General features: G+C 35.0%; 24 protein-coding genes. 5 read left to right on the plus strand and 19 right to left on the minus strand.

The window, feature by feature from the left end:
• Positions 1 to 42 precede the first annotated feature (42 nt).
• Complete coding sequence (locus FJR47_RS08820) at positions 43 to 1,317, minus strand: hypothetical protein (protein WP_152300075.1); 1,275 nt, start codon at positions 1,315 to 1,317, stop codon at positions 43 to 45.
• 260 nt (positions 1,318 to 1,577) lie between these two features.
• Between FJR47_RS08820 and FJR47_RS08825 the strand changes: the two genes are divergently transcribed.
• Positions 1,578 to 2,042 (plus strand): RDD family protein, encoded by a 465-nt coding sequence (locus FJR47_RS08825; protein WP_152300076.1) that lies wholly within the window; start codon positions 1,578 to 1,580, stop codon positions 2,040 to 2,042.
• Between the two features lie 338 nt (positions 2,043 to 2,380).
• Here the strand turns inward: FJR47_RS08825 and FJR47_RS08830 are convergent, their stop codons facing one another.
• The 5 genes from FJR47_RS08830 to mnmG form a co-directional block, all read right to left on the minus strand.
• Positions 2,381 to 3,328: a c-type cytochrome gene (locus FJR47_RS08830; RefSeq protein ID WP_152300077.1), complete on the minus strand. Its 948-nt coding sequence runs from the start codon at positions 3,326 to 3,328 to the stop codon at positions 2,381 to 2,383.
• A 10-nt stretch (positions 3,329 to 3,338) separates the two neighbouring features.
• Positions 3,339 to 4,553 carry a cytochrome b gene (locus tag FJR47_RS08835; RefSeq protein WP_152300078.1) on the minus strand — a complete coding sequence of 405 codons (1,215 nt, stop codon included), beginning with the start codon at positions 4,551 to 4,553 and terminating at the stop codon, positions 3,339 to 3,341.
• Between the two features lie 16 nt (positions 4,554 to 4,569).
• Positions 4,570 to 5,094: a ubiquinol-cytochrome c reductase iron-sulfur subunit gene (petA, locus tag FJR47_RS08840; protein WP_241690978.1), complete on the minus strand. Its 525-nt coding sequence runs from the start codon at positions 5,092 to 5,094 to the stop codon at positions 4,570 to 4,572.
• Positions 5,095 to 5,156: 62 nt separating this feature from the next.
• Positions 5,157 to 6,023, minus strand: coding sequence for a hypothetical protein (locus FJR47_RS08845; protein WP_152300079.1), 867 nt, complete (start codon positions 6,021 to 6,023; stop codon positions 5,157 to 5,159).
• Positions 6,020 to 7,912 carry a tRNA uridine-5-carboxymethylaminomethyl(34) synthesis enzyme MnmG gene (mnmG, locus tag FJR47_RS08850; RefSeq protein ID WP_152300080.1) on the minus strand — a complete coding sequence of 631 codons (1,893 nt, stop codon included), beginning with the start codon at positions 7,910 to 7,912 and terminating at the stop codon, positions 6,020 to 6,022. The genes FJR47_RS08845 and mnmG overlap by 4 nt, the downstream gene beginning before the upstream one ends.
• A 96-nt stretch (positions 7,913 to 8,008) precedes the next feature.
• On the opposite strand from mnmG, the gene FJR47_RS08855 reads away from it, so the two are divergent.
• Genes FJR47_RS08855 through recQ form a run of 3 tightly spaced genes read left to right on the plus strand, consistent with a single transcriptional unit; the run spans position 8,009 to position 11,111 of the window.
• The gene (locus FJR47_RS08855; RefSeq protein ID WP_152300081.1) at positions 8,009 to 8,695 is read left to right on the plus strand and encodes a tetratricopeptide repeat protein; all 687 of its coding nucleotides are present in this window, start codon (positions 8,009 to 8,011) and stop codon (positions 8,693 to 8,695) included.
• A 28-nt stretch (positions 8,696 to 8,723) separates the two neighbouring features.
• Entirely contained in the window at positions 8,724 to 9,335 is a 612-nt protein-coding gene (ribE, locus tag FJR47_RS08860) for a riboflavin synthase (RefSeq protein WP_152300082.1), read from the plus strand.
• The gene (gene recQ, locus FJR47_RS08865; RefSeq protein WP_152300083.1) at positions 9,336 to 11,111 is read left to right on the plus strand and encodes a DNA helicase RecQ; all 1,776 of its coding nucleotides are present in this window, start codon (positions 9,336 to 9,338) and stop codon (positions 11,109 to 11,111) included.
• Here the strand turns inward: recQ and FJR47_RS08870 are convergent.
• Positions 11,108 to 11,863 (minus strand): tRNA (5-methylaminomethyl-2-thiouridine)(34)-methyltransferase MnmD, encoded by a 756-nt coding sequence (locus FJR47_RS08870; protein ID WP_152300084.1) that lies wholly within the window; start codon positions 11,861 to 11,863, stop codon positions 11,108 to 11,110. The genes recQ and FJR47_RS08870 overlap by 4 nt on opposite strands.
• Before the next feature lie 110 nt (positions 11,864 to 11,973).
• On the opposite strand from FJR47_RS08870, the gene FJR47_RS08875 reads away from it, so the two are divergent.
• Positions 11,974 to 12,231 (plus strand): hypothetical protein, encoded by a 258-nt coding sequence (locus FJR47_RS08875; RefSeq protein WP_152300085.1) that lies wholly within the window; start codon positions 11,974 to 11,976, stop codon positions 12,229 to 12,231.
• 104 nt (positions 12,232 to 12,335) lie between these two features.
• Here FJR47_RS08875 and FJR47_RS08880 read toward each other — a convergent pair whose 3' ends face one another.
• The 12 genes from FJR47_RS08880 to FJR47_RS08935 all read right to left on the minus strand — a co-directional run bounded on the left by FJR47_RS08880 (position 12,336) and on the right by FJR47_RS08935 (position 24,863).
• The gene (locus FJR47_RS08880; protein ID WP_152300086.1) at positions 12,336 to 12,638 is read right to left on the minus strand and encodes a hypothetical protein; all 303 of its coding nucleotides are present in this window, start codon (positions 12,636 to 12,638) and stop codon (positions 12,336 to 12,338) included.
• A 3-nt stretch (positions 12,639 to 12,641) separates the two neighbouring features.
• The gene (luxS, locus tag FJR47_RS08885; RefSeq protein ID WP_152300087.1) at positions 12,642 to 13,145 is read right to left on the minus strand and encodes an S-ribosylhomocysteine lyase; all 504 of its coding nucleotides are present in this window, start codon (positions 13,143 to 13,145) and stop codon (positions 12,642 to 12,644) included.
• A gap of 161 nt (positions 13,146 to 13,306) precedes the next feature.
• The gene (locus FJR47_RS08890) at positions 13,307 to 14,263 is read right to left on the minus strand and encodes a thiamine pyrophosphate-dependent enzyme (protein WP_152300088.1); all 957 of its coding nucleotides are present in this window, start codon (positions 14,261 to 14,263) and stop codon (positions 13,307 to 13,309) included.
• 10 nt (positions 14,264 to 14,273) lie between these two features.
• The gene (locus FJR47_RS08895) at positions 14,274 to 15,497 is read right to left on the minus strand and encodes a 2-oxoacid:ferredoxin oxidoreductase subunit alpha (RefSeq protein ID WP_152300089.1); all 1,224 of its coding nucleotides are present in this window, start codon (positions 15,495 to 15,497) and stop codon (positions 14,274 to 14,276) included.
• Entirely contained in the window at positions 15,497 to 15,892 is a 396-nt protein-coding gene (locus FJR47_RS08900; RefSeq protein ID WP_152300090.1) for a 4Fe-4S dicluster-binding protein, read from the minus strand. Before FJR47_RS08900 ends, FJR47_RS08895 begins: the two co-directional genes overlap by 1 nt.
• Before the next feature lie 10 nt (positions 15,893 to 15,902).
• The gene (locus FJR47_RS08905) at positions 15,903 to 16,460 is read right to left on the minus strand and encodes a pyruvate flavodoxin oxidoreductase subunit gamma (RefSeq protein WP_152300091.1); all 558 of its coding nucleotides are present in this window, start codon (positions 16,458 to 16,460) and stop codon (positions 15,903 to 15,905) included.
• 118 nt (positions 16,461 to 16,578) lie between these two features.
• Positions 16,579 to 17,217, minus strand: coding sequence for an HAD family hydrolase (locus FJR47_RS08910; protein WP_152300092.1), 639 nt, complete (start codon positions 17,215 to 17,217; stop codon positions 16,579 to 16,581).
• Between the two features lies 1 nt (position 17,218).
• Positions 17,219 to 18,715, minus strand: coding sequence for a peptide-binding protein (locus tag FJR47_RS08915; RefSeq protein WP_152300093.1), 1,497 nt, complete (start codon positions 18,713 to 18,715; stop codon positions 17,219 to 17,221).
• 118 nt (positions 18,716 to 18,833) lie between these two features.
• Entirely contained in the window at positions 18,834 to 19,223 is a 390-nt protein-coding gene (gene rpsI, locus FJR47_RS08920; RefSeq protein ID WP_152300094.1) for a 30S ribosomal protein S9, read from the minus strand.
• 10 nt (positions 19,224 to 19,233) lie between these two features.
• Positions 19,234 to 19,656 carry a 50S ribosomal protein L13 gene (rplM, locus tag FJR47_RS08925; RefSeq protein ID WP_152300095.1) on the minus strand — a complete coding sequence of 141 codons (423 nt, stop codon included), beginning with the start codon at positions 19,654 to 19,656 and terminating at the stop codon, positions 19,234 to 19,236.
• A gap of 114 nt (positions 19,657 to 19,770) precedes the next feature.
• Positions 19,771 to 22,518, minus strand: a complete 2,748-nt coding sequence (locus FJR47_RS08930) for a RecB-like helicase (protein WP_152300096.1) — start codon at positions 22,516 to 22,518, stop codon at positions 19,771 to 19,773.
• The gene (locus FJR47_RS08935; RefSeq protein WP_152300097.1) at positions 22,518 to 24,863 is read right to left on the minus strand and encodes a PD-(D/E)XK nuclease family protein; all 2,346 of its coding nucleotides are present in this window, start codon (positions 24,861 to 24,863) and stop codon (positions 22,518 to 22,520) included. Before FJR47_RS08935 ends, FJR47_RS08930 begins: the two co-directional genes overlap by 1 nt.
• Positions 24,864 to 24,872 lie beyond the last annotated feature (9 nt).

Raw genomic sequence — 24,872 nt, forward strand, 5'->3', positions numbered from 1 at the left:
AAGCAGATGCTTGGGAAGGAAGAAGATATTTACAAATATCTTTTAGAAGTTGTAGCGAGCAACTACACGAACTACATCTTGTTGATCAACTTCATTTGCATCTTTTTCGCTCCATGACTGATAGATATATGCAGCCATTAGATCAAATCCGCTAACTTTAGCTTTATATACAAGTTCCATATCTGTTAAATCTCTTTTAGCGGCACTACCGTCATCAGAGAATGTACCTTGCGCTATTACTGTACCATATGCGCCAGTATTGTATGCAGCTTTTAACATATATGTGCTGTTGTCCCATACAATCGCATCTTGGTTTCCGATCATTTGTGTATAAAGTGGAGATTTTACACCGCCAAGATTTCTAATTTGTGCTGTTCCATCATCAACTGTTGAAAATGCCAAACAAACAGAAAGCGCATCAACAGGCTTCATACCAACTTTTGCACCAAATGCAGTTGTATCTTCTAAAGCACTAGCTTCTGGCATAATAGATCCACCTTGCAAGCCGATTGTTACTGGCAACTCCTTATCAGCTATAGCTATATCACCCCAAAGAGCGTCAGCACCCTCGTTTGTAGCTACCATTATATCATTCAGAGTATAGTATGTAGCTGTAACTGTAGCCATAGGAATCGATTTGTTTTGTGCAGTAAGCATATAAGCTTCGCCTGCTACAGCAACACCAGTTTCAGTGCCAGTATAAACTGAACTTCTATTTACTCTTAAGTCATCAAAAGATGCCATATCATTTCCAAAACCATTGCCGTTTGTTGCTGAAACATAAGCACCTACCAAAGTAGTATCCGGAATATCAGTGTTTACCACTAAAGCAGCATCAAATGTGTTTTTAAATACATTCCAACCCTCTGAATATGCCAATGGAGAGAGTGACTGAGGAAGCTCTTGACGACCAAGTTTTACAGTTGTGTTACCAACTTTTTTAGCGATATATAACTGGCTTAAGTAGATATCATCAGCTATATTATCATCATCTAATTCAGTTCCAGTATCTTGCATTGTATTTGTTACAAGATTTTTTTCTAGTCCCAAAGTTCCTAAGTAGTTAATAGTTGAACCAAATGTAAAATCATTTTTAAGATCAGCATTTAAGTTTAACTGAATACCAAAGTTCGCTCTTGTATTGTCTCCTGCATTTGCACCAAAAAGATCCTGATCAGCAGTACCATTAGTCGCTGCAGTATTATAATAAACTACCGCTTGACCTGATGTTTGAATATCTATCCCACTATCTGCAGCCATTGCTGCTGTTGCTACTAGTGACGCTGCCACTAATGACATTTTTACCATTTTTTTCATTTTTTCTCCTGTTTTTTTCTATCTACCACCCATATAGAAGTGATAACAAAACACCAATGCTAAAGGTACTTTATTATCACTTCTTATAATGTGATATATTATAGAACATTGCATATTCTACAGCGGTGATTTTTAAATTAAGTTTAAATTAGTGACTTTATTATCAATTTGTTTACTTATTGCATTTAATTATACAATTTAAGAACTTTTTTATAACAATTAAAATTTAAATTACTCTTTTAATCTGTTATAATTTCATTATGAGATTTAGAGAACTTAAAAAAAACAAAAAACCTGCACAAATCAAAGAGTCGAAAAAGTTTGTTTATGCGCCTTATAACTATAGAGTAAAAGCATTTATTACAGATATGTTTATGATATATGCCCCTATACTCTATATAATTACTTATGTTTTTATGGATGGCAAAGATAATTTTCAGTCTTCTCAAATGGCACCTTTTATCGGTGTAGCTCTTTATGGAGTTATCTACGCATTTTTACTAAGTAAATTTGCTCAAACACCCGGAAAAAAAGCTTATGAGATAAAAGTTCTAAACAGTACAAACGGAGAAAATATAACTTTTATAAAAGCACTATTTAGATTTGTCGCTTTTTTATTCACAGCAACGACAGTTTTAGGACTTTTTTTACCGTTTTACAGAAAAGACAAAAAAGCGCTGCATGATTTGATTTGCGGAACTATCGTTGTCGCTGTAAAATCTTAAAGTTCCATAAAAAAATTTATCTGTATTGCTTAGCAGTAACTCTATGATAGATAAACCACAATATTTTTTTCAATACTAAATATAAATTCTCCTGCTAACTTACCTATAAAATCTTAAAACAATCCTTTTTTTATCTATTATACTAACATAGATATATGTAAACATAGTTTTTATAAACAGCTTGAAATATTGTAAAATCTACTTTGCATTTAAAACATATAGTAGTAATTAATTATAAGAAAATTTATATTTTCGTAAAAAATATATAAAATGAAAATTATGTGAAGTTGTTTTTGAAATGTACTCTTAGCCAAAAAGGCTAAGAGGGGATGGAAGATTTAGTGTAAATCTTTCCAAACTTGTTTTTTCCATAAAAGAGCGAAGATAGCGAAAATAACGATATAAATCATTACATTTGCTCCAACTGATTCTCTTTCATGTCTTTTTGTATCAGCAGAATCTGCAAGATGCTCAAGAACTTTATGAGCTGCTTCTTCAGTTACACCAACTCTAGGCATTGCAGTACCTTTTAGGTGCGCTTGAGGATTTTCGATAAAAGTACTCAAGAAGTGCTCACTACGAGAACGAAAGTACATTGATAAATCAGGAGGCAGTTTACCCATATATTTTGTCAATGCTTCTTGGTACTCTAATACTTGAATATCGTACGCTAAAGACTCTTTCTCAAATTTAAATTCAGGCTTGTTTCCAAGTTGTGTCCAATTCTCATATCTCATAGCATGACATCTACCACAAGCATTGTCATATGCCATTTTAGGAGTTAACTCATCTTGGCTTACAGCAATAGATTTTAAATATGCAACCATATCTGCAACTTCTTGATCAATATCTCCACCAGCACCATAAAAAGGAACCATTGGATGCATTTGACCTTTAGAAGCATCAAATTTATGCTCAACTTTTAAAGCATGAGCAGGATTTTTGATTAAATCTGCTAAGAATTTTTCATTATAAACAACACCTGCTTCGCCTAAATCCGGTGGATTAACACCATAACTTTGTGCAGCAGTAAGTGCATCCATAGCAGCAGGCAGACCCTCTTTTTCTATAGAGTGACAACCAGTACAACCACCAGCTCCAGTAACTAAATCTTTACCGTTTGCAACATCACCACTCTTTGAAAGAGCCGGTAAATCTGCATACGCAAAATTTTCACTCTCTACATGTTTATGCATTTGAGAGTGTGCATATGGCTCAACTAACCAGTAAGTTAGGAGAGTAAAAGCAACAACAACAACCAATATTAAAGGTTCTTTATTTTTCATCCTATTCTCCTTATACTTTTTTTTCAAATTTAGTTATAACTGGTAATACTAACCACAATGCAATAAACAGTAGTGCAGCAACTAAACCAATTGTGCTAAATATACCTTCAGGAGGCAATTTACCCATAGCTGTCAATACAATCATATCAATTAATAGTACCCAGAACCAAATATTAAATGCTCCACGACGACTTGCTGGAACAGCATTTGGACTTCTATCTAAGAATGGCAATAGTACAAAAATAACCTGTGCAAAACCAAAAGCTACTAGACCGATATTTACAGAGAATGGGCGTAAAATCTCATAAGACCATAAGAAATACCACTCTGGATAAATGTGCGCAGGAGTTTTTAACATATCTGCAGGGTCAAAGTTTACAGGATCAAGTGCGAAACTGTAGTTGTAAAATACAAGATAGAAGAAGAATATTAAAAATATACCTACAACCATTAAATCTTTACTCATAAAGTCATTAGCAAAACGAATAACTTTTGAACCAGCTTTGTCACCATCTAAATATTTTTTAGATTCTGCATCAAAATCAATCTCTTCACCGTCTTGATTATTAACATGCGGAATACGAAGAGCAGCAAAGTGAAGACCGATAAGTCCTATAATTGCCAATGGAAGAAGTAGTACATGAAGCATAAAGAAACGAGTCAAGAATGCTTGAGCAGGAACATAATCCCCACGAATCCACTCAACTAAACCATCTAAATGTAAATCACCAAGACTAAAAATATTTGTAATAACCATACCAGCCCAGTAACTCATTTGTCCCCATGGAAGCATATATCCGCTAAACGCTTCAGCAGAAAATGTGACAAATAGAAGCATACCAGAGATCCAGATCATCTCACGACCTTTTTTATACGAGCCGTAGTAGATACCCGTAAACATGTGGATGTAGATAATCAAGAAAACAACCGATGCAGCAACACCGTGAATATGTCTCCATAACCATCCAAAATCAACTTCTCTCATGATAGTGTAGTTAACGCTGTCAAACGCTAAATCAACATGTGGTTGATAGTACATTAAAAGGAAAATTCCTGAAACTAGTAGTAGTGCAAAAGTTATTGCAAGAACCATACCCATTGCCCATAAAAAGTTAATATTTTTTGGAATCCAATACTCGGATGCCATAACTTTTTCGACTTTTTCAATTGCTAGGCGTTGGTTCAACCAATCCTTAACACTTGTCGCTTTTGTAAAATGTGCCATATTTTCTCCCCTTTCCTTATAAAGTTACGCCGCTATTTTTCATAGCTTCGTACTCAGGACCAACTTCACCAAGAATCATCTTGCTTCCTTCAATTTTAAATGGAGGAATGTCAAAACCACGCGGTGGCGGTGCTTTAGTAACATCACCAGCAAAATCAAACATACCACCATGGCATGCACATAAAAATGATTGCTCATCCGGATTATAGCCCGGTATACAACCTAAGTGAGTACATAAACCAATAGCTACCATATAATGTTCACCGTTTACAACGATATCTCTAGCTTTTTGATTTTCTGTTTGTTTAGCAACCATTTCTGCTGTTTTTTTCAAAACAAAAATTGGTTTTCCTCTCCATTTTTCTGTTACTAGTTCACCCTCTTTATATATTGACATATCAAGAGTAGTGAATCCAGCAGCTTTGACACTTGGAAGCGGATCCCAAGATTTTTTCATCGCAACTAACGAACCCACGGCACCAACGCCTGCAACGGCGCCAAATGCTTTACCCATAAAACCTCTACGGCTACTGTTATGCATGTTTGCTCTCTTTCCTGTAGTAATTTAAAATGCTGATTATATACTAAATTAGTTTTAATTAATCATAAATTTAAGTTTTCTTTTATAAAAATTGCTATTTTTTCGCAATTTTGTTCCATTTTGAAATAGTTGTTCTCTTCTATCGAATTGATTATTTTTATAAGTTTAGTTTTATCATAATTTTTTATAATTGGTATATTCAGTCTTTTAAAGAGTTCTAAAAAATTGCTATTATAGTCCTCTCTTTGCACATATATGGGCTTTGAGCCGGATGCAAGGCTCTCTAAAGCAGCCTGAGGAGATGCGGTGATAAGAATTTCTGATTTTTGAATAACATCGTCATACTCTTCAAACTCATAATGATTTTTAAATGTATCCTTTAAAAAATCTTCATAATCTAAGAAATAGTAAAAACCTAGCAATAAATTCGGATTTAAATCTTTGACAAATGATAAATTTTTTTCCAAATCCTTCTCATAATCATCATCACCAAAAAAATAGGACAATTTAATACTTTTTTTCACTTGTTGAAAATATTTATCATCTACTGCAACCGCATTACAGATACCGCTTCCATTTAAATAGGGAGAGATTAAAAATTCTCCCTCCTCTTTTTGATCATTTATATCATCACTAATGCGGATAAAAGTTGAAAAGAATTTTCTCATATCATCCAACATAATCGGATTTGCTTCATCAGAATCAAAAATCATTTTATCACCATGTTTGGCAATTTGCGGAATATTTCTAATAACATCGATCCCCACACTGTTGTCGATTCCGAAATGTTTTGCCTCATTTGCAATACGAAAATCAGAGCAAAGAAGTATAATATCAACATCTTTTAGCGAACGAATTATCGTACATGCTCTCCTAAATCTATCTAAACCTGTTCGATGTCCTGTATGTACATAATAGTATATTTTCATAATATCTCTTTATAATTTATCTTTTTTTGCTCAATTTTTATAAATATATGCAAAATCTCTATTGCAGCGGGGGTTATACCGCTGATTTGTGACGCTGCCTGAAGAGTAGGTGGATTAAAAGATTCTAACTTTTCAACTATCTCTCTGCTTAAACCGCTGATTGATTTAAAATCAAAATCTTGCGGAATTTCAACTTTTAGATATTTTTTCATCTTTTCTATCTCTTGGCTCTGCTTTTCTACATATCTGGAATATTTTCCCTCAACAAAAATCTCCTCTTTTATATAAGGGTCATACTTATCGAGTTCAGGAACTATTTTTACCATCTTTGCAACATCAAAGCTTTTTCTTGCAACCAGTTGCTGCGCTGTTATGCTGTCTTTTATCTTCTCTTCACCCATTGATTCCAAAAATTTTATAAACTCTTTGTTTGGAGTAAAAACGGTCTCATTCAAAAGCCTTAAGCCCTCTTGTATCTGCTCTTCTTTTACTTTTACTCTAGCATAAATTTTATCATCAATGAGTCCAAGAGCATGCCCATAACGGCTAAGTCTGGTATCGGCGGACTCTTCACGCAGAAGCAGTCTGTACTCTGCGCGTGAAGTAAACATTCTATATGGCTCTTTTGTTCCTTTTGTAACCAAATCATCTATTAAAACACCTATATAAGCTTCATCGCGGCGCAAAATCAAAGGCTCTTTGTCTTGCAGGCTAAGCGTTGCATTTATTCCTGCCATAAGCCCCTGAGCTGCTGCTTCTTCATACCCTGTAGTTCCGTTTATCTGTCCTGCAAGATATAATCCTTTGATTTTTTTAGTCTCTAGCGAATGTTTAAGTTCTCTAGGATCTACAAAATCATACTCAATTGCATATCCATAACGAACAATCTTTGCATTCTCCATTCCATGAACAGAGTGAATCATCTGCTGTTGCACTTCCGGCGGAAGAGATGTACTCATACCGTTTATATAACATTCAGTATTTTCCATGGTTTGTGGCTCAATAAAAAGATGATGCCTCTCTTTGTCTCGAAAACGGTTGATTTTATCTTCAATACTCGGGCAGTAACGCGGTCCAGTTCCCTCAATTTGTCCTGTAAAAAGAGGTGCACGGTAAAAATTGCTCTCTATAATATTGTGTGTATCTTCATTGGTATAAGCGATATAGCATGGAATCTGTTTTTTAGTTTTTCTAAACTCATCTCGATTTGTTCTAAAACTAAATGGACTTGGATTTTCATCGCCGTCTTGTTTTTCCATTACAGAAAAATCTATAGAAGAAGCGTCAACTCTTGCGCATGTACCCGTTTTAAGCCTCCCCATCTCAAGTCCACACGCTTTTAAAGAATGGCTAAGAGAGACGCTGCTCTGCTCGCCAAATCGTCCTCCCTCTTGCTTTATCTCTCCTACATGTATAATGCCTCGCAAAAAAGTTCCGCTAGTAACTATAACTTTTTTGGCAGTATACTCATTTAACAGGTTTGTTTTAACACCGCATACAGTTTCGTTTTCAACGATAAGCTCTTCTGCCATCTCTTGAACTAAGTCAAGATTTGAAGTAGTTAAAATTTTATTTCTGGCAATAACGCGGTATCTGTCCATATCAATCTGCGCACGACTTCCGCGAACAGCAGGACCCTTTGTCTGGTTTAGTATGCGAAACTGTATCCCTGCTTCATCTGTAATAAGAGCCATTTCACCGCCGAGAGCATCTATTTCACGAACCAAGTGCCCTTTTGCCAAACCTCCTATTGCCGGATTACAACTTGTTGCACCAACATTCTCGGCAAGCATGGAGATAAGCAGAGTTTTACTGCCCATTCTTGCACATGCGAGTGCAGCTTCAATTCCGGCATGTCCTCCACCGACTACTATTACATCATAATTCATATACAAAATTCCACTTCTTACTTAATTAATTTATTAAAGCGAATTTTATCATTTTTGAGTATCATTTGAGCAAAAAATAAGAGATAGTTTAAACAGATGATAAAAAAAGCACATAGATTGTATAATGAACAAGATTTTAAAACCGCATTTAAACTCTATACGGAATTGGCAAATGAGGGTGATGTTGATGCAATGACCTCTTTGGGTTACATGTATCAAAATGCACAGGGGTGTGAAAAAGATGATGCAAAAGCACTGCAGCTCTATAAAAAAGCAGCTGAGAACAAACAGCCTTATGCACTTTTTAATTTGGCACTTTTATATATGAACGGTCTTGGCGGCGTTGCGCATGACCAATTTAAAGCGCATGAACTCTATATGGAGGCAGCCGTTAGAGAAGTTCCTCAAGCAATGTATGAAGTTGCACTTATGCTTGAGCGCGGGCTTGGATGTTTACAAAACTACTCAGAAGCAGCTTTTTGGTATGAAGAGGGTGCAAAGCGCGGACATATCGAATCCTTTAACAATCTCGGCGTTTTATACAAAGACGGGCATGGCGTTGAGATGAATGAGACGAGAAGCTTTATCTGCTTTAAAAAAGCGGCTGAGGGCGGTTTGGCTGAGGGGCTATACAATCTTGGTATGCTTTATGATCAAGGATTTGGATGCGAACAAAATCATGAAATAGCACTTGATTACTGCCGTCAAGCTGCCTATAAAGGGCATATTAAAGCAAAAGAGATTATAACAACTCTTCAAGAAAAAGAGAAAATTGTTTTTTGAGTATTTTTAATATAAAAAGGAAAATATATTGTTCACAGGATTGATACGAGAAATAGCACATGTAAAGAGTCTAGTCGGCAGTACGCTTAGCGTTCGCGCAAAGCATAAAGCAAAGATCGGCGACTCTATAGCCATAAATGGTGCATGTCTTACTGTTGTAAAGGTAGAGCATGATGGTTTTAGTGTTGAACTCTCACCTGAGAGCCAAAAACTTTTGGCGATGGAAAACTACAAAAACGAGGTTCATATAGAGCCTGCCATGATGATGGGTGATAGATTTGAGGGGCATATTGTTCAGGGACATGTAGACGCAATAGGCGAGATAAAAGAGATAAAAAACAGCGGTAATTCCTTTGATGTTTTTATAAAGATTGATAAAAAATTTATACCCTATATTATTCCAAAAGGCTCTATAACTATCGACGGTGTCAGCTTGACTGTAAATGATGTTTTTGATGAGAGCTTTAGACTTACGATTATTCCGCACACCATGAAAGAGACTCTCTTTAAAAATTACAAAAAAGGCTCGCATGTAAATATAGAGACGGATATGTTTGCCAGATATGTTGCGCATATCGTCTCTCATAAAAAAAACAATCTTACATGGGATGAAGTTGACTCCATAGCGGCCTTATACTAGATGAAATACAGGGCGCTTAAAAACCATTTTGGGCACAACAGCTTTAGAGAGCTTCAAGAAGAGGGAGTCGATGCTATTTTAAACTCTCAAGATCTGTTGATGATTCTTCCCACAGGCGGCGGAAAATCTTTGGTTTACCAGCTTCCGACAATCTTAAAAGATGGGATCAGCATCGTTATCTCTCCTCTTATCGCATTAATGCAGGATCAAATAGCTGCTTTAAAAGCCCAATATATAAGTGCTGAAATGATAAGCTCGGCACAAAGCCGAAACGAGGTAGATGAAATTATCCAAAAAGCATACAGAGGCGAGTTAAAGTTTTTATATCTTTCTCCTGAGAGATTAAACAATCCCTCAACCATTACCATGCTCAAAGGCTTAAATATAAACTTCTTCGTAGTTGATGAAGCGCACTGTATCTCCCAGTGGGGGCATGAATTTCGTGATGACTACAGAGCGCTGGGAAATCTAAAATCTAATTTTCCAAACACATCAATATGTGCATTTACGGCAACTTCGACAAGCCATGTAACAGAAGATATACTAAGAGAGCTAAGACTTGAAAATCCACTCTATCTAAAGGGTAAGATCTTTCGCAAAAATATCTTTATCTCAGCCCAGAGAAGAATAGAAAACGGCTATGAGCAGCTCAAAGCTTTTTTACACCGTCACAAAGATGAGAGCGGAATTATATATGTGAGTTCAAGAAAAAAAGCCGAAGAGCTAAGTATACATCTAAACAAAAACGGCTATAAATCTCTTCCTTACCATGCGGGACTCTCTGCAAATACAAGAGAACAAAATTTTAAAATATTTGTAAATGATAAAGTAGAGATTATGGTTGCTACCATAGCTTTTGGAATGGGAATAGATAAAAGCGATATTGGTTTTGTAGTTCATATGTCACTTCCAAAATCACTTGAAAACTACTACCAGGAAATTGGCAGAGCGGGGAGAGACGGAGAAGATTGTGAAGTTTTTCTGCTATTTAACGCGGGAGATATTGCCCAGCACAAAAGGTTTTTAGGCGATATACAAAATAGTGAGTACAAAGAACATCTAAACCAGAAGATAGATACTATCTATAAATATGCCACAAGCGAAATCTGTTTTCATAAGCAGCTGGCTGAGTATTTTGATGACACTCTTGATGAGTGCATTAACAGATGCGACAACTGTCTAAACAGTACTCAAAAGAGAAAAAATATCACTAAAGAGGCACAAATGATTCTTAGTGCCATTTACAAATCAGAGCAAAATTTTGGGAAAAACTATATCATCGACATACTAAGAGGTTCAAAAGAGCAAAAACTTTTGGCAAACAAAGCAGATAAGCTCTCGGTTTACGGTATTGGAACAAATTTAAGCAAAAAAGAGTGGTATATTATATTGGAGAGGCTTTTAGAATTAAAGATTTTAACAGTAGGCGAATTTAGTACTCTAAAACTAACCAGTGAAGCAGTAGACATTTTAAAAGGTAAAAAAGAGCTATTTATACGATCTTCAAGGCTTGTTATAAGCACTAAAGAAAAAAAGATTAAAAGAGAAGATACAATAGATTTTGATGAAAAACTTTTCGAAAAATTAAAAGAGAAGAGAAGTGAATTGGCAAGCGAACACAAAGTTCCCGCCTACATCATCTTTTCAGATAAGGTTCTTAAACATTTAGCAGCTGACAAACCTTATAATAAATCAAGCATGTTAGATGTAAACGGTATCGGTGAAAAAAAATTTGAGCAGTTTGGAGAAACCTTTTTAGAGATTATTAACTCTTAATCTCTTAAAGGTTTTACATGCGGATTGCATGAAATTTTATGTTTCATATCAACAGCTATAAAATCGTGGAGTTCCCTTAAAGATGCAACCGTTGCATCTCTAAAATTTTCACCTTTATTTATATAAAGATTAAAACCATTTTCATAAAGCGCTATTCTTGTTGCAAGCGCTGTTGAGTAAGTTGTTAAAACAGCATCTTTTTTTATAATATTTGTAATATCAGAAAAATACTCTTTTGTCCATAAAAGCGGATTTGAACTTGGAGAAAATGCATCTTGATAAACAATATCAAAAAACTCAGGTTTAAATTTTCGTATATACTCTCTTGCATCGCCTAAAAAAAGCTCTATATGTAGATTTTCATCGCTATAAAATCCATCATCTGCAAGTTTTGCAATTATATCTTTAAACTCATCAAACTCTTTTGGATAGTTAAATCTGCTCAAAGATTTTACTAATGATGCGTCTAACTCTGGAGAGAAGATGTTTAGCTTTGAAGTCAGAGAGTTTTTTTTATGATAATAGATAGTTGCTAATGTATTAAAACCCAAGCCAAAACAGATATCCAAAATAGAGATCTCTGCTGAATTTTCTTTTATTTTAAAAGCGGGTTTTACATGTTTTAACAGCGACTCTTGAAGCGCACCGTCTTTTGTAGAGTGATAATGTTCATTATACTCTTTAGAATAAGCTGTATAGCTTCCATCGGCGCTTTTAGTCATGATATGGAGTTCATCATTAAAAGTGTTCATAAATCCCTTTATTTTATATAAACTTATAAATATTATTATATCAGTTTATTTTTAAAAAAGTTTCTTTGCGTTATTATACCCAAACACAAAGATTGAAAAGGAACACTAATATGAAATATATTTTGATTTTATTTATGATTTTATCAGTTTCACTTATAGCAGAAGAAAAGATTGATACACAAAGTGAACAAAAAATGGATAAAGCTTTAGAAGAAGCTTTAGAACAAGAAAAAAAGTTCGCAAAAGAGCAAAAGTTTTATCAAGGTGATGAGTATGACTTAGATAGTCACAAAGTTGACTCCTCTTCGCTTGAAAATATAACTGTTCCTGAACCTATAGATTTTGATATGGATAAAGCTTATCAATAAACTTTATTTGCATGTACAACATAACAAGGTCGCATAGATCTTGTTTATGAGTACAAAAAAACAAATATTTCAATCCCTTTTATATCTAATAATCAAAAAGTTCTCTAATAGGCAAGCTCGTTAAGCTCTCTGAATAAAAAAGCTTCTACAATATCATCAATGCTTCTTTGCGTATGAGCAACCAAAACCATCATACCAAGCTCTATAAATGGCCAAACATACTCATTTTCATCCATTATAATTAAAACTTCGCTAAATTTTTCAAATTCATCTCTGTTTTCATTAAAATTTATCTCTTGAATTTTTCCCTCATCCAAAAGAACCTGTACCCAAACTTTTACCTCATTTATCTTAGTTAAGGATGCTTCTTGTATATTTTCGCTCTCCACTGGGATTAAAATATACATTTTTTAATTAACTTTCGACAAATCAAGTGCTAGCTCATCATTGTTCATTACGCCTATTCCACGCTTTAAAACTGTTGAAGCTATATTTTTAGCATCTTCTAGCGAATGCATTTTATATGTCCCGCACTGATATTTATTTAACTCCGGAATATCTTTTTGTTCTTTCACCTCTAATATATCCTCCATAGAAGCTTTCCATGCCTCTGCTACCTCTGTTTCTTTCGGTGTACCTATAACACTCATATAAAAGCCTGTTCTGCAGCCCATAGGAGAGATATCAATTATCTCTATCTTTTCAGAGTTCAGATGCTCTCTCATAAATCCGGCAAAAAGATGCTCTAGCGTATGAATCCCTTCAGATGACAAAATCTCTTTATTTGGTTTAACGAACCTTAAATCAAACACTGTTATAGCATCACCTTTTGGAGTTTTCATACTTTTGGCACGACGAACTGCCGGTGCAGGCATTATTGTGTGATCAACTGTAAAACTGTCTAATAACGGCATATAAAATTCCTATTTTTTTTAGTTGCTAATATTTTATCATTTTATGCAAGAAGTTTAAAGAATTTTTTTGGAGATTTTGTGATTAACCCAGACAAAAGCTGTACCCTCAGGTATGCCATGTCTGAGTTTAGTGCAAAGCGCACTGAAACTAGAATGTTTTTTTAAACGCGAGCTTCTTCGCGGCGTTGTAGGTATGCCCATTTTTCATCTACTCTATCTTGCCACTCTTTGATCAAATATTTATACTCATCTTTAAAAAGATGTTTAAAACGACCCTGAGCAGCCAAATACTCCTCGACAGGAATAATATTTTTTGGTCTATAAGTAATATTTAACTCATGTCCGTCAATTATTTCATATAGTGGAAATACTAAAGAGTCAGTTGCTAAATCAGCTAAATGCATAGTGTCTTTTGGATCAAACTTCCACTCTGTTGTACATGGTGAAACTGCATTAATAAATACAGGTCCATCTACAGCAAAACCATGTTGAATTTTTTTCACCATATCTTTCCATTTATTTGGAGCAACTTGAGCTGCATATGGAATACCGTGTGCAGCCATAATTGAAACAATATCTTTTTTATTTCTTTTTTCTCCATAACTAATACGACCAGCTGGTGATGTTGTAGCGGAAGAGCCTATTGGAGTAGATGATGATCTTTGACCACCTGTATTTGCATATACTTCATTATCTAAAACGATATGCATCATATTATGACCACGCTCCATACATCCTGATATCCACTGAAAACCAATATCATAAGATGCACCATCCCCTGCGAAAGAGACAAATTTAGGATTGCGTTCCGGCTGTTTTAAACGACCTTTTTTCTTAAGTACCTTATACATAGTTTCAGCACCCGCTACTGCAGTAGAGCTGTTTTCAAATCCTATATGAATCCAAGATGCATCCCACGAAGTATATGGATAAACTGCCGTACAAACTTCTAAGCACCCTGTAGATGCTGAGAGAACTAAATCGTCATTTGTTGCATTTAATACTTCACGAACAATAATCGAGTGTGCGCAACCAGGACACAAAAGATTTGCACCTTCAAAGCGGTCAGCCGATGTTGAAAACTCTTTTAAGTTTTTTATTTTTTTTATTTCACTCACAGTTTTCTCCTTATAAGTACGCTAATTTCGGTCCGCGAACACCGATAAATTGTTGTAATTTTGTAGTTACTTTACCAGCATCAACATTAGCTTGAAGCTCATTGAAAAGATCTACTAAATGTTTTTTAGTTAAGTCACGACCACCTAAACCATAAATATAGCCTGAAAGAAGTGTTTTTGAATCTGTATTAAAGAGTGCTCCTGCTATTTCATTGAAAAGCGTTCCCGCCGCACCATTTGGTGATGAACGATCAAGTGCAGCTACTGCTTTTACATCTTTTAATGCTTCAATAATTTCAAAAAACGGGAATGGTCTTAATACTCTAATTCCTACTACACCGGCTTTAATACCATTTTCTCTCATTTCAGATGCAACTTCACGAGCTGTTTCAACTGAACTACCCATACAAACAACACAGACATCAGCATCATCCATATTGTATTTTTCAACAAGATTATATTTGCGTCCGCTTAACTTTTCAAAATCTACAAAAACTTCTTTTATTTTTGGCAAAACTTTTGTCATTAAATCATTATGTTGACGCGCTTTATGCTCAAAATGCCAATCTTCTTCTGTTTGTACACCGTGAGTAACAGGATGTTCAAAATCAAGCATATCGTTCATAGGTTTAAACTCACCTACAAAGGCATAAGCATCATCATCTGACAATGGCTTTAAGCCTTGCGCAGTATGCGATGTTAAAAATCCATCTTGATTTACCATTGCAGGAAGTCTAATATCGTGATCTTCTGCTACTTTAAAAGCAATAAGATTTAAATCATACGCTTCTTGAGGAGAGTATGCATCAAATTGAATCCAACCGCTGTCACGACCAAGGTACATATCTGAGTGATCACCATTAACATTAAGAGGAGATGCAAGTGCACGGTTAACAACATTTAAGACGATTGGTAGTCTCATCCCTGATGCCTGATAAAGAGTTTCTACCATTAAGGCAAAACCTTGAGATGATGTTGCAGTAGCAACACGCCCGCCTGCAGCAGCAGCTCCGATACATCCAGACATTGCTGCATGCTCAGATTCTACCATTACAAATTCACCTTCGATATAGCCATCAGCTAAAAACTTTGCATACCCCTCAACAATTGGAGTTGATGGTGTAATTGGATAAGCTGCAACAACATCAATTTGAGCTTGTCTCATTGCTTGAGCAGCAGCATGATTACCATCCCATACTTCTACTTCTCTTAATTCCATTTTATCAAATGCCATTATGCTTCCTTCTCATCTTTTTTTGGCCAGTTTGCAATCTCTGACTCTTCATCTGCCTGCTCTGGGAACATTAACAGTGATTTTGGATTTGTAGGACAAACCTCAACACAGATACCACACCCTTTACAGTGATCCATATCTACACCAACCAATTTTTTATCTCTAGAAATTATTGAAACATCCGGACAATAAATCCAACAAAATTGACAATCAATACAATAATCTTTATTGAATACCGGTTTAATCAATCTCCAGTCAGCAACACTTGCAGTATAAGAACTACTTTGTGAATATTCACGATCTTCTTGTCGCGTTCCTGCAATATCATCTATTTTTCCATCAAAAGTACGGAGCATAGCCCCGATTTCAAATTCATCCCATCCTTTTTGTGCCATAACCAGTCCCTTACTTTACTTCATCAAACGCACGCTGAATTGCGAGCATATTTGCATCAATTATTTTTTGCGGTAGTTTTCCAAGAACTCTTTGCATACTCTCTTTAAAGAACTCTATATCATACATTCCAGAGATTTTCATAAATGCTCCAAGCATTGGAGTATTTGGAATTGGACGGCCAATAGTTTCGTTTGCAATCGTAATACAATCAACTGTATAAACTTCTTTATCTTGAAGCTTAGGCTGAGCTTGTTTTAATTCATCCGTGCTCATATGTGTTGTAATGATGTACTTTGTACCCTCTTTGTGGTTAATAGTAACATCTGTTGTTATTGCCAATGCAGGATCAATTACAAAAACATAATCAGGTCTCATATATTTTTCATGATTCATAATCACCTTATCATCTACACGGTTATAAGCTGTCATTGCAGCTCCGCGTTTTGCAGATCCGTAAAATGCAAATGCTTGCACTTGTTTACCCGTTGTAGAAATAACATCTGCCAAACCTTTAGCACCTGTAACAGCACCCTGTCCAGCACGACTATGCCATCTAATCTCTAGCATAAACTCTCCTTCTATTTATATAAGAACCAATAATTCTATTTTACTCCTTAATTTTAGACAAGTTGCTCTTAAAGAAAGCTTGATGTTTTATTCTTTTTTAAGAAATGGTTGAAATGTGTTATTTTTTCCTCTTTTGAAGATAGAGCGCAGCTTCTAAGGCATCATTAAATATAACATTTGTAAACTTTTTTAATGTTTCATTACTATCGTAACCACTTAAAACACCAATAGAATTTACATTTGCACTCTTTGCAGCTAAAAGATCCAGTTTAGTATCGCCAATCATCCATACCTCTCTATTTTTTGTATCTAATTTCTCCAAAGCTTTTATAATCGGCTCTGCATTAGGTTTTGGATTTTGAACATGTTCTCTGCCGATAAGAACATCAAAATGATGCATAATTTCAAAATGTTCCATCAATACTTGAGAATAGCGTCCTGTTTTTGTTGTTACAATACCCAGTGTAGCAAATTGGCTCGCCAACTCTACAGCCTCTTTGGCATTTTGCAGCAGAGTTGTTTTTTGTGTTGAAATATCTCTGTAGCGCTCTTTGTATGTTGTTATAATTTCAGCAATCACACTCTTTTGAACTCCTAGATTCTCATACATGATGTCAAGCGGATAGCCTATAAGAGCTTTTATCTCTTCATCCTCTTTTCTTGAGAGTTTATGAAAGTCAAAAGAGTGGTGAAACGACTCTAAAATTGCATCCGTTGAATCAATCAAAGTGCCGTCTAAATCAAATAATATTATCAAACTATTTCTCCCATTTTATATAATTATGCCATATTCCGCTAGGAGCCGGCTCTATATTTTTAATCTCTTTGCTAACCGTCGTGATTGAGTTTGGAATGTATAAAAAGAGGTATGGATTTTCATCAGTTATTATTTTAAACATCTCCTGCCATGTTTGCGAAAGACGCTCACTCTCAATCATGCTTTGAGACTCCTCTATCATCTTGTCCATTTTGGAATTATGGTAGCCCACTAAATTAAATCCCCCCTGCTTGTCGTTATCGCTGTGCCAAAACATGTAAGGGTCAGGTGTTGGGGAGAGTCCCCATCCAAGCAACACGCTGTCAAATTTATGAGGAAAAACCACCATGTTTAAAAAAGCCTGCCACTCCATGACTCGAAGTGTTACAATGACACCCGCTTTTTTAAGCTGATGTTGCAGTATCTGCGCAGCGTAAGGTCTTATTTCACTAGAGTTTGAGGTTGCTATCTCAAAAGTAAATGGATTTTTTTCATCATATCCTGCCTCTTTTAAAAGCTCTTTTGCTCTCTGTATATCTTGCTTTGGTGCTTTAACGCTCTTATTAAACGCTTTAGTGCCGGGCAAAAATGGTCCTGTGCAAACCTTTGCATGACCAAAAAAGAGAATATCGACAAGTTCCTCTCTGTTTATGGCTAAAGAGAGCGCCTCTCTAACTTTTGGGTTTTGAAACTTCTCTAAACGAAGATTAAAACCAAGATAAGTGTAAGATTGAGAGATGTTTTCATAAATATTAAACTTTTGAAAAAAATCATCATTCAGCTGTCTTTCATACTGCATAGGTTCAATACTTCCTACATCAAGAGCTGATGATTTGAGCATCAAAAAACGCGTCATGGGGTCGGCTATAACATGAAAAGAGATTGTATCAATCTTTGCCCTGCCCTCAAAATAATCATCAAATGCGCTAAGAATAATATTTTTAGAGTGCTCTAACTGATAAAGCTTATATGCCCCCGTGCCTATGGGATTTGTGTTAAAAGAGGAGCTCATAAGATTCTCTTCGTTTTTTAAACTATGCTCGGGCAGTATTCCCATCATCCAAGTCTCTAAAGCTTTAAAGTAGGGCTCTTTATATTTTACCTTTATGGTAAATTCATCTACCGCTTCAACACTCTCTACAAACCTAAAGTTTGAACTGTAGGGAGAGCTTATTTTTGGCGAGATAAGCACTTTATATGTAAAAAGAACATCTTTTGCGCTAAAACTCTCCCCATCATGCCACTTTACACCTTTACGGAGTTTAAAAAAGAGCGTTTTTTCATCTTCAAAATAGAACTCCTCAGCCAAGTCTCCTATGATTGTTGATAAATCTTTATCATACTTTACAAGCCCATTAAACAAAAACCCGGTAATTTCAGAAGAGCTTGAATCGGTTGCTAGTATGGGGTTTAGTCGTGATGGATTGGCAGATGTAGCTAAATGAAGCGTTGATGCGAAAAGATTTAATGATAAAAACAGAAACAGTAAACAGCGCAAAAAGACTCTTTTTTTTAGCGATTATACCAAATTTAAATAAAGTAGATTGTTAATGAAGATATTGAAAGTAGTTTTTTTTAACAGTGCAAAATGCACTGAAAAAAAGTTTTCGCAGCGATTAACGCTTAGAAAACTGACGAGAACGACGAGCTTTACGCTTACCTGGCTTCTTACGCTCAACAACACGCGAATCACGAGTCATCATACCTTCAGGTTTTAGTATAGCTTTTAACTCTGGGTTAAATTTCACTAACGCGCGAGAGATACCGTGACGAAGTGCATCTGCTTGACCACCGAAACCACCGCCTAAAGTAGTAGCTACGATATCAACCGAAGTATCTTGTTTTGTTAGAGCAAGAGGCTGCTTAACACGAAGTTTTTTCGCTTCTAGTCCACCTAACCATGCATCTAACGAAAGACCGTTTATAGTCATATTTCCACTACCTGGAGTTAACCATACTTTTGCTATTGACGCCTTACGACGGCCTGTTGCATATATTTTTGCCATATAGTTATCCTTACTTAGCTAATTGTGCAGTGTGAGGATGCTCAGCACCTGCATATATTTTTAATTTTTTAAGCATTTTAGCGCCAAGCTTAGTTTTAGGAAGCATACCGCGAGTAGCTAATTTGTAAAGCTTCTCAGGATTTTTCTCTAAAAGCTCAGTCATCTTTACGCTCTTTGTGCTACCAAAGTACCCTGAATGAGAGAAGTACTCTTTGTTAGCGATTTTGCCAAGACCGTTGAATTTTGCTTTTGAAGCGTTAACTACTACAACATAGTCTCCACAGTCGATATTTGGAGTAAAACATGGCTTGTTCTTACCACGAAGTATTGTTGCAACTTCAGTGATAATACGACCAAAAGTTTTACCTTCAGCATCAATCAAAACCCATTTTTGATCGATTTGTTCAGGAGTTGCAATTTTCGTAAATTTCATTCTTGAACCTTTCAAGTAATTTTCTTAACATCAACATAATAAAATGCCCGTTTAATTGGCGAAAGTATATCTTTTTAAACTTACAAATACCTGAATTTATGGTTTTTTTAAGTTTTATATTTTTACTATTTTTATACTGCCTTGAAGCAGATAACAAATATATCCATCCACCTCATCGCCGGTTATCTCTTTTATTGCATTAACATAATAATTTACCTGTTTTTTATGCTCATCTACATAAGAGAGTGCACTTTTATAATCAATGATATTCCATCTCTCAAAAAGAGACTCTTTTACAGAATTGCTTTTTACCAAAAGATCTATATATCGAAGATTGTTTTTATATCTAATGGCTTTTTCTTTATAACATTCTCCTTTTACCAAAGAGAGAAATGTCTTATTTTTTAAAAGCATGCTTACTCTATTTTCTATATCCTCTATCTCTTCATCTTCTAAAAAAGCGCCATATTTATTAAGCATCATCTCTTTTGCAAGAGAGATACTCTGTGCATCAAAAGAACCAAGCATCTCCAACATGTAATGCATTGCGATTCCAAAATTTATAGATTTTATATCCTCATCTTGAGCCTTCTCGAGTGCTAAAATATCATTTTGCGTTCCATAGTACAGCTCTTTATACTCAAGAGCCCCTGTTTCTGCTTGCAACTTTGCAAAATCATGCTCTCTTATATGGCTTTTTTGTATATCCAAACTGCCGCTGCATCCAATTTTCAAGTCCAGTATGGCAAACATTGAATCTTTTGATTTAGTAACTATAAAAAGATTTTCTCTTGCTCTTGTAAAAGCGACATAAAGCGCATTGAGGCTATCTTCATGTACCAAAAGCTTCTCTTTTTTTAAAGCATTTTCATAGTTTTTATCAATACTCTCCCGTCCTTTTATGCGAAGATAGATATTTTTTAAAGAGATGCCCTCATACTCATAAATGATAGCATCTCTTGCAGGCGGTGCTTTTTTAAGCCTGTCCATCACTATAACATGTGTAAATTCGAGTCCCTTCGATTTATGAACCGTAAGAACTCTTACACCGCTTAACTGACTTGCCGCCGCACTTAAATCAAGTCTCTCATACTCAAAAAGAAGTGATTCAATATCGCTGTATTTTGAGAGCGCATTCAAAAATCTAACATAATTAAAATCATCACTAAATAGTCTAAACTCATCTATAATATTTTTAACAACATCTAAGAGTTTCGCTTCGTTAAAATCAACCTTTTTGAGAGGGCGGACTTTTTGTGAAACAAGAGCAAAAAAGTTCTGTAAATAGATATCTTCGTCAAAATATAGATACTTCAAATACTCTAAAACGGCTTTTATGCTCTTTTGATTTATCAGTTTTGTTGTGGTCTCTGTAATAACCTCTATGTTTTTAGCAAGCAAAGCCTCTTTTAGAGCCTGTCCATCGCTATTTGTAGCACAAAGAACGGCTATCTCGCTGCTATTGGCTCCAATAGATAAAAGTTTTTGCACTCTGATGACAACCTCTTCAAGCGGGTCATCATTTTGCACAACCTCAACATATCCTCCTTTTGCACCCTCTCTTACCAATTGGGGAGTATAGTTTTTTATCCTTTTTTCAAACAACTCATTTACAAATGCAACCACCTCTTTTTGTGAACGGTAATTTATTAAAAGTTTCTCCACATGCGTATCGTTTTCTCTTCTAACAGCATCAAAAAGTGCACTCACTCCACCGCGAAATCTATAAATGGACTGCTTTACATCTCCAACAAAAAAGAAACTTCCGTTATCAAAAATACCTTTGCCCGAAGTTATCTCATCTATAAGCGGTTTTAGTATCTCATACTGCAATATACTGGTATCTTGAAACTCATCAAGGAGCATATGCTCTATCTGCGCATCAAGTCTGAAATATAAAAAGTGACTATCCTCAATAAGATTTAAAATCTCATAAACAAGATAAGTTACATCGCTAAAACTAAGTTCGCTGTCATCCATATAAAGTGCTTTTTTTGATTTTGTATAGATGTCCACAAGTTCTTTGATGGCATAAAAAAAGTTCTGCTCTTTTGCACGATTATGCTCTCTTATCGCCTCTTGTATTTTAGTAAGCAGATGATCTATTTCAGAAGTAAAACATTTCGAAAATGTATTATAATTAAGTGTTTCTCTTCCTATCCATGCTTTTGCACAAAGCTCTTCATAATTTTGGACTTCAACTGATTTAAGCGCTGTTTTAGATGCAGCTTTGCATGAAGAGATGATTTTTTTTAGTTCTGCCATAGAAGAGAGAGCTTCTTCTTCAAATACTCTGTAGTTTTGTTTTTTAAACTTTATATGCTTTATCTCTTTAAATTTTATGTAAAACTCATCTAAGAGAGAAAATATATCTGTAAATCTTTTGTTAAAAGCAAGCGAGAGCAAAATAAGTGTCTCTTTTTTTCCAGCTACGCTTACCTCTTTTAAAAAGCGAGAGAGAAGCTTAAGCTCATGCTGCGAGGAAGAGGTTGAAAAATCAGGCATTAATGAGGCATAAAGAGAAAATTTACGCAAAATCTGTGTAAAAAAACTATCTATAGTCATAATTTTTGTATGCGAGTTTAAAAACTCATTCAAAACTCTTTGGCGGTTTTGAAGCAAATAATCACGAGAGAGTTCGGTAACTTTTACAATCTCATCAAGCTCGCCTCTGTGTTCAAGCTCCTCTAAAGTTTGAACTATCCTCTCCTGCATCTCATTTGCAGCTTTATTTGTAAAGGTAAGAGCAAGTATCTTTGATGGTTCGGCGCCCTTAAAAAGCAAACTCAAATAACGCACGACAAGCATAAAAGTCTTTCCGCTTCCGGCACTTGCTTCATAGGCTAGATTATTTATAAACATTATTCTCTACCGCACATGACTTTATATTCGCAGTAGAGACAACTTTTAAGATCTTCGCACCTGCTGAAATTAAGCTCTTGAATATTTAAAAGATCTTTTATATTTGATTCCAAAACTGCAAGTTTCTCTTTTAAAAATGGCTCATTTACAATTTTTGACTCTTTGAGATCATAGTATCCGCACCCAGTAACATTACCAAATTTTTGCGCGAGCAGATAGTAAAATTCCAGCTGAAAATCGGTTGCTTCATGCAGATTTTTTTCTGTATAAAGAGGATAAGAACCTGTTTTATAGTCAATAACATAGATATCGCTCTTTTTTTTATCAACTCTATCTATTTGTCCGACAAGTGTTATACCTGCAAACTCACACTGAAGGCTCTCTTCACACGCTTCGACTCTCCAACCCTGCTTAAATCTTACTACCTCATTCTCGCAAAAGCTCTCCATTCTTCTTTTTTGCAGTGCAATAAGATACTTCTCAAACTCACTATCTCCGCATGCATTGTCAAGCTCTTTATAAAGGTCTTTTTGAAGCGCATGCTTATCTGTATAAAAACTCTTTTTTTCGTAAAGATTTTTAAGTGCTTCATGGACATCCTGACCAATCTCATACTCCTGTGGCATATCTTTTGGAATCTCATGATTTGCTATCTGTTTTATATATTTATAGTAATACTTTCTTCTGCAAGTAAGAAAAGTTTTCAGCTTTGTAGCAGAGAGTTTTTTATCTTTAAAACTGTACTCCAAAACAATATCTTCATCTTTTTTTATGTCAAAAGCTGCTCTTTGAAAAAGCACGCCTGCATAATCAAGCTCTAAATAGCTGTTTTTCTCTTCAATACCGAGCTGTTTTAAAAATCTAGAACCGCTACTCTCATCTGATTTTACAAAAGAGATTGCTGCCTCTTTACTTCTGTTTATCAACATCTCATAATAATGTTTTTGCAGATTTTCTCTGTCTCTCATAGTCGGAAGGTTTGCCATCTCTCTGATATTTGTATTTAAAAACATATCCTTATCACTTTTTTTTGGAACATGTTTGTCGCTAAAATCAACTATAACAACCGCATCAAACTCCACAGAGCGAGTCTCTAAAACTCCCATAACCGTTATTTTTCCGCCTCGCACATCATCAATCGTTCTATTTGCCAATCTTTGCAAAAATAGATTGATTACGGATTTAATATGCATCTCTTTCATAAAAGGTAAAATATTTTTAAAGCTATAAAGCTCCTCTTCAAAAATTTTAATCTCTTTTTTGTTTGTAAAACTCTCTTTGTAGCTCTTTAAAAAAGCTAAAATATCCACATCTGAGCTCTTTTTATTATAAATCGAGTATAAATTTAAATAAAACTCATCACCTACGCGCTCAAGCCTTGCTTCATTCTCTTTAGAATCCTGTTCTATATACTTGCATGTAGCATTTAGTTTCTCATAGATCTTTGTTTTGGCAAAAGGCTCACCCATAGCAAAATTAAAATTAGCACTTTTATCAAAAACCTTAAGTGTCTGCGCAAAATTCTCATCAGGTAAAATAACTGCGATATTTTCAGGTTTATACCCTTTTTTTACAAACTCATATATCTTTGTTTTCACATAAGCAACTTGCAAAACCGGCTCACTGAAAGATTGAGATGTTATCTTTTTATTAAACTCTATTTTCTCTTTTGAGCATATCTTTTTTTTATTAAGAGATAGTGTATATCTATACCCTTGCTCCAGCTCTATACCCATATCTAAAAATTTACTCTGCATTTTTGTATTGAATCTTGTAGCGCTAAAGATAATACTAACACTGCTAAACACACAGCACTTCTCTAAAAGTTCGAGCTCAAAGTTTGTCAGATGCCCATCTACATACAGCTCTACACTTTTATAATTTTTTATATAACTCTCATTAAAAATATAAAGTTTTGGAAGAAATATCTTATCGAGAACTTTTCTTTGACTACATAAAGTCTCATATCTTCTATAAAGTTCCTGAAGTATGGCAATATGCTCCTCATACTCGCCATAGATATCAGAGATACCAAGATTAGCTATATCATACTTCTCGGCACTTAACTCTTGAAAAAATTTAAATATATAGGATGCATTTTTTGTGAAGGTAAAAAAATTTCTTTTAATTTGTAGATTTGAAAAACTTTTAAAATCAGCTGCTTCTAAAAGAAGCAAAACTCTGCTGTCCGCATCAAGAGTTTTAAAATCTTTTACTATACATAGATTTGCTATAAAATCACTCATAGTGATGTAATTTGGCAAAAAAAGAGTTGAACCCTCCACAGCTAACTGCTTCTGTCTAATTGCGCGAGCAGATGGTAAGACTATAATAGATTTATTCATAATTTTATT

Origin of the sequence: Sulfurimonas xiamenensis, from assembly GCF_009258045.1 — a bacterium.
Lineage (GTDB): Bacteria > Campylobacterota > Campylobacteria > Campylobacterales > Sulfurimonadaceae > Sulfurimonas > Sulfurimonas xiamenensis.

Coding starts and splice junctions, on each gene's coding strand:
- rpsI (WP_152300094.1), bottom strand. CDS start 19,223: ATGGCAAAAATATATGCAACAGGCCGTCGTAAGGCGTCAATAGCAAAA.
- FJR47_RS08870 (WP_152300084.1), bottom strand. CDS start 11,863: ATGAACACTTTTAATGATGAACTCCATATCATGACTAAAAGCGCCGAT.
- FJR47_RS08905 (WP_152300091.1), bottom strand. CDS start 16,460: ATGCTAGAGATTAGATGGCATAGTCGTGCTGGACAGGGTGCTGTTACA.
- FJR47_RS08875 (WP_152300085.1), top strand. CDS start 11,974: ATGAAATATATTTTGATTTTATTTATGATTTTATCAGTTTCACTTATA.
- FJR47_RS08930 (WP_152300096.1), bottom strand. CDS start 22,518: ATGTTTATAAATAATCTAGCCTATGAAGCAAGTGCCGGAAGCGGAAAG.
- FJR47_RS08830 (WP_152300077.1), bottom strand. CDS start 3,328: ATGAAAAATAAAGAACCTTTAATATTGGTTGTTGTTGTTGCTTTTACT.
- FJR47_RS08895 (WP_152300089.1), bottom strand. CDS start 15,497: ATGGCATTTGATAAAATGGAATTAAGAGAAGTAGAAGTATGGGATGGT.
- petA (WP_241690978.1), bottom strand. CDS start 5,094: ATGCATAACAGTAGCCGTAGAGGTTTTATGGGTAAAGCATTTGGCGCC.
- FJR47_RS08900 (WP_152300090.1), bottom strand. CDS start 15,892: ATGGCACAAAAAGGATGGGATGAATTTGAAATCGGGGCTATGCTCCGT.
- FJR47_RS08855 (WP_152300081.1), top strand. CDS start 8,009: ATGATAAAAAAAGCACATAGATTGTATAATGAACAAGATTTTAAAACC.
- FJR47_RS08935 (WP_152300097.1), bottom strand. CDS start 24,863: ATGAATAAATCTATTATAGTCTTACCATCTGCTCGCGCAATTAGACAG.
- FJR47_RS08835 (WP_152300078.1), bottom strand. CDS start 4,553: ATGGCACATTTTACAAAAGCGACAAGTGTTAAGGATTGGTTGAACCAA.
- mnmG (WP_152300080.1), bottom strand. CDS start 7,912: ATGAATTATGATGTAATAGTAGTCGGTGGAGGACATGCCGGAATTGAA.
- recQ (WP_152300083.1), top strand. CDS start 9,336: ATGAAATACAGGGCGCTTAAAAACCATTTTGGGCACAACAGCTTTAGA.
- rplM (WP_152300095.1), bottom strand. CDS start 19,656: ATGAAATTTACGAAAATTGCAACTCCTGAACAAATCGATCAAAAATGG.
- FJR47_RS08880 (WP_152300086.1), bottom strand. CDS start 12,638: ATGTATATTTTAATCCCAGTGGAGAGCGAAAATATACAAGAAGCATCC.
- FJR47_RS08825 (WP_152300076.1), top strand. CDS start 1,578: ATGAGATTTAGAGAACTTAAAAAAAACAAAAAACCTGCACAAATCAAA.
- FJR47_RS08845 (WP_152300079.1), bottom strand. CDS start 6,023: ATGAAAATATACTATTATGTACATACAGGACATCGAACAGGTTTAGAT.
- luxS (WP_152300087.1), bottom strand. CDS start 13,145: ATGCCGTTATTAGACAGTTTTACAGTTGATCACACAATAATGCCTGCA.
- FJR47_RS08820 (WP_152300075.1), bottom strand. CDS start 1,317: ATGAAAAAAATGGTAAAAATGTCATTAGTGGCAGCGTCACTAGTAGCA.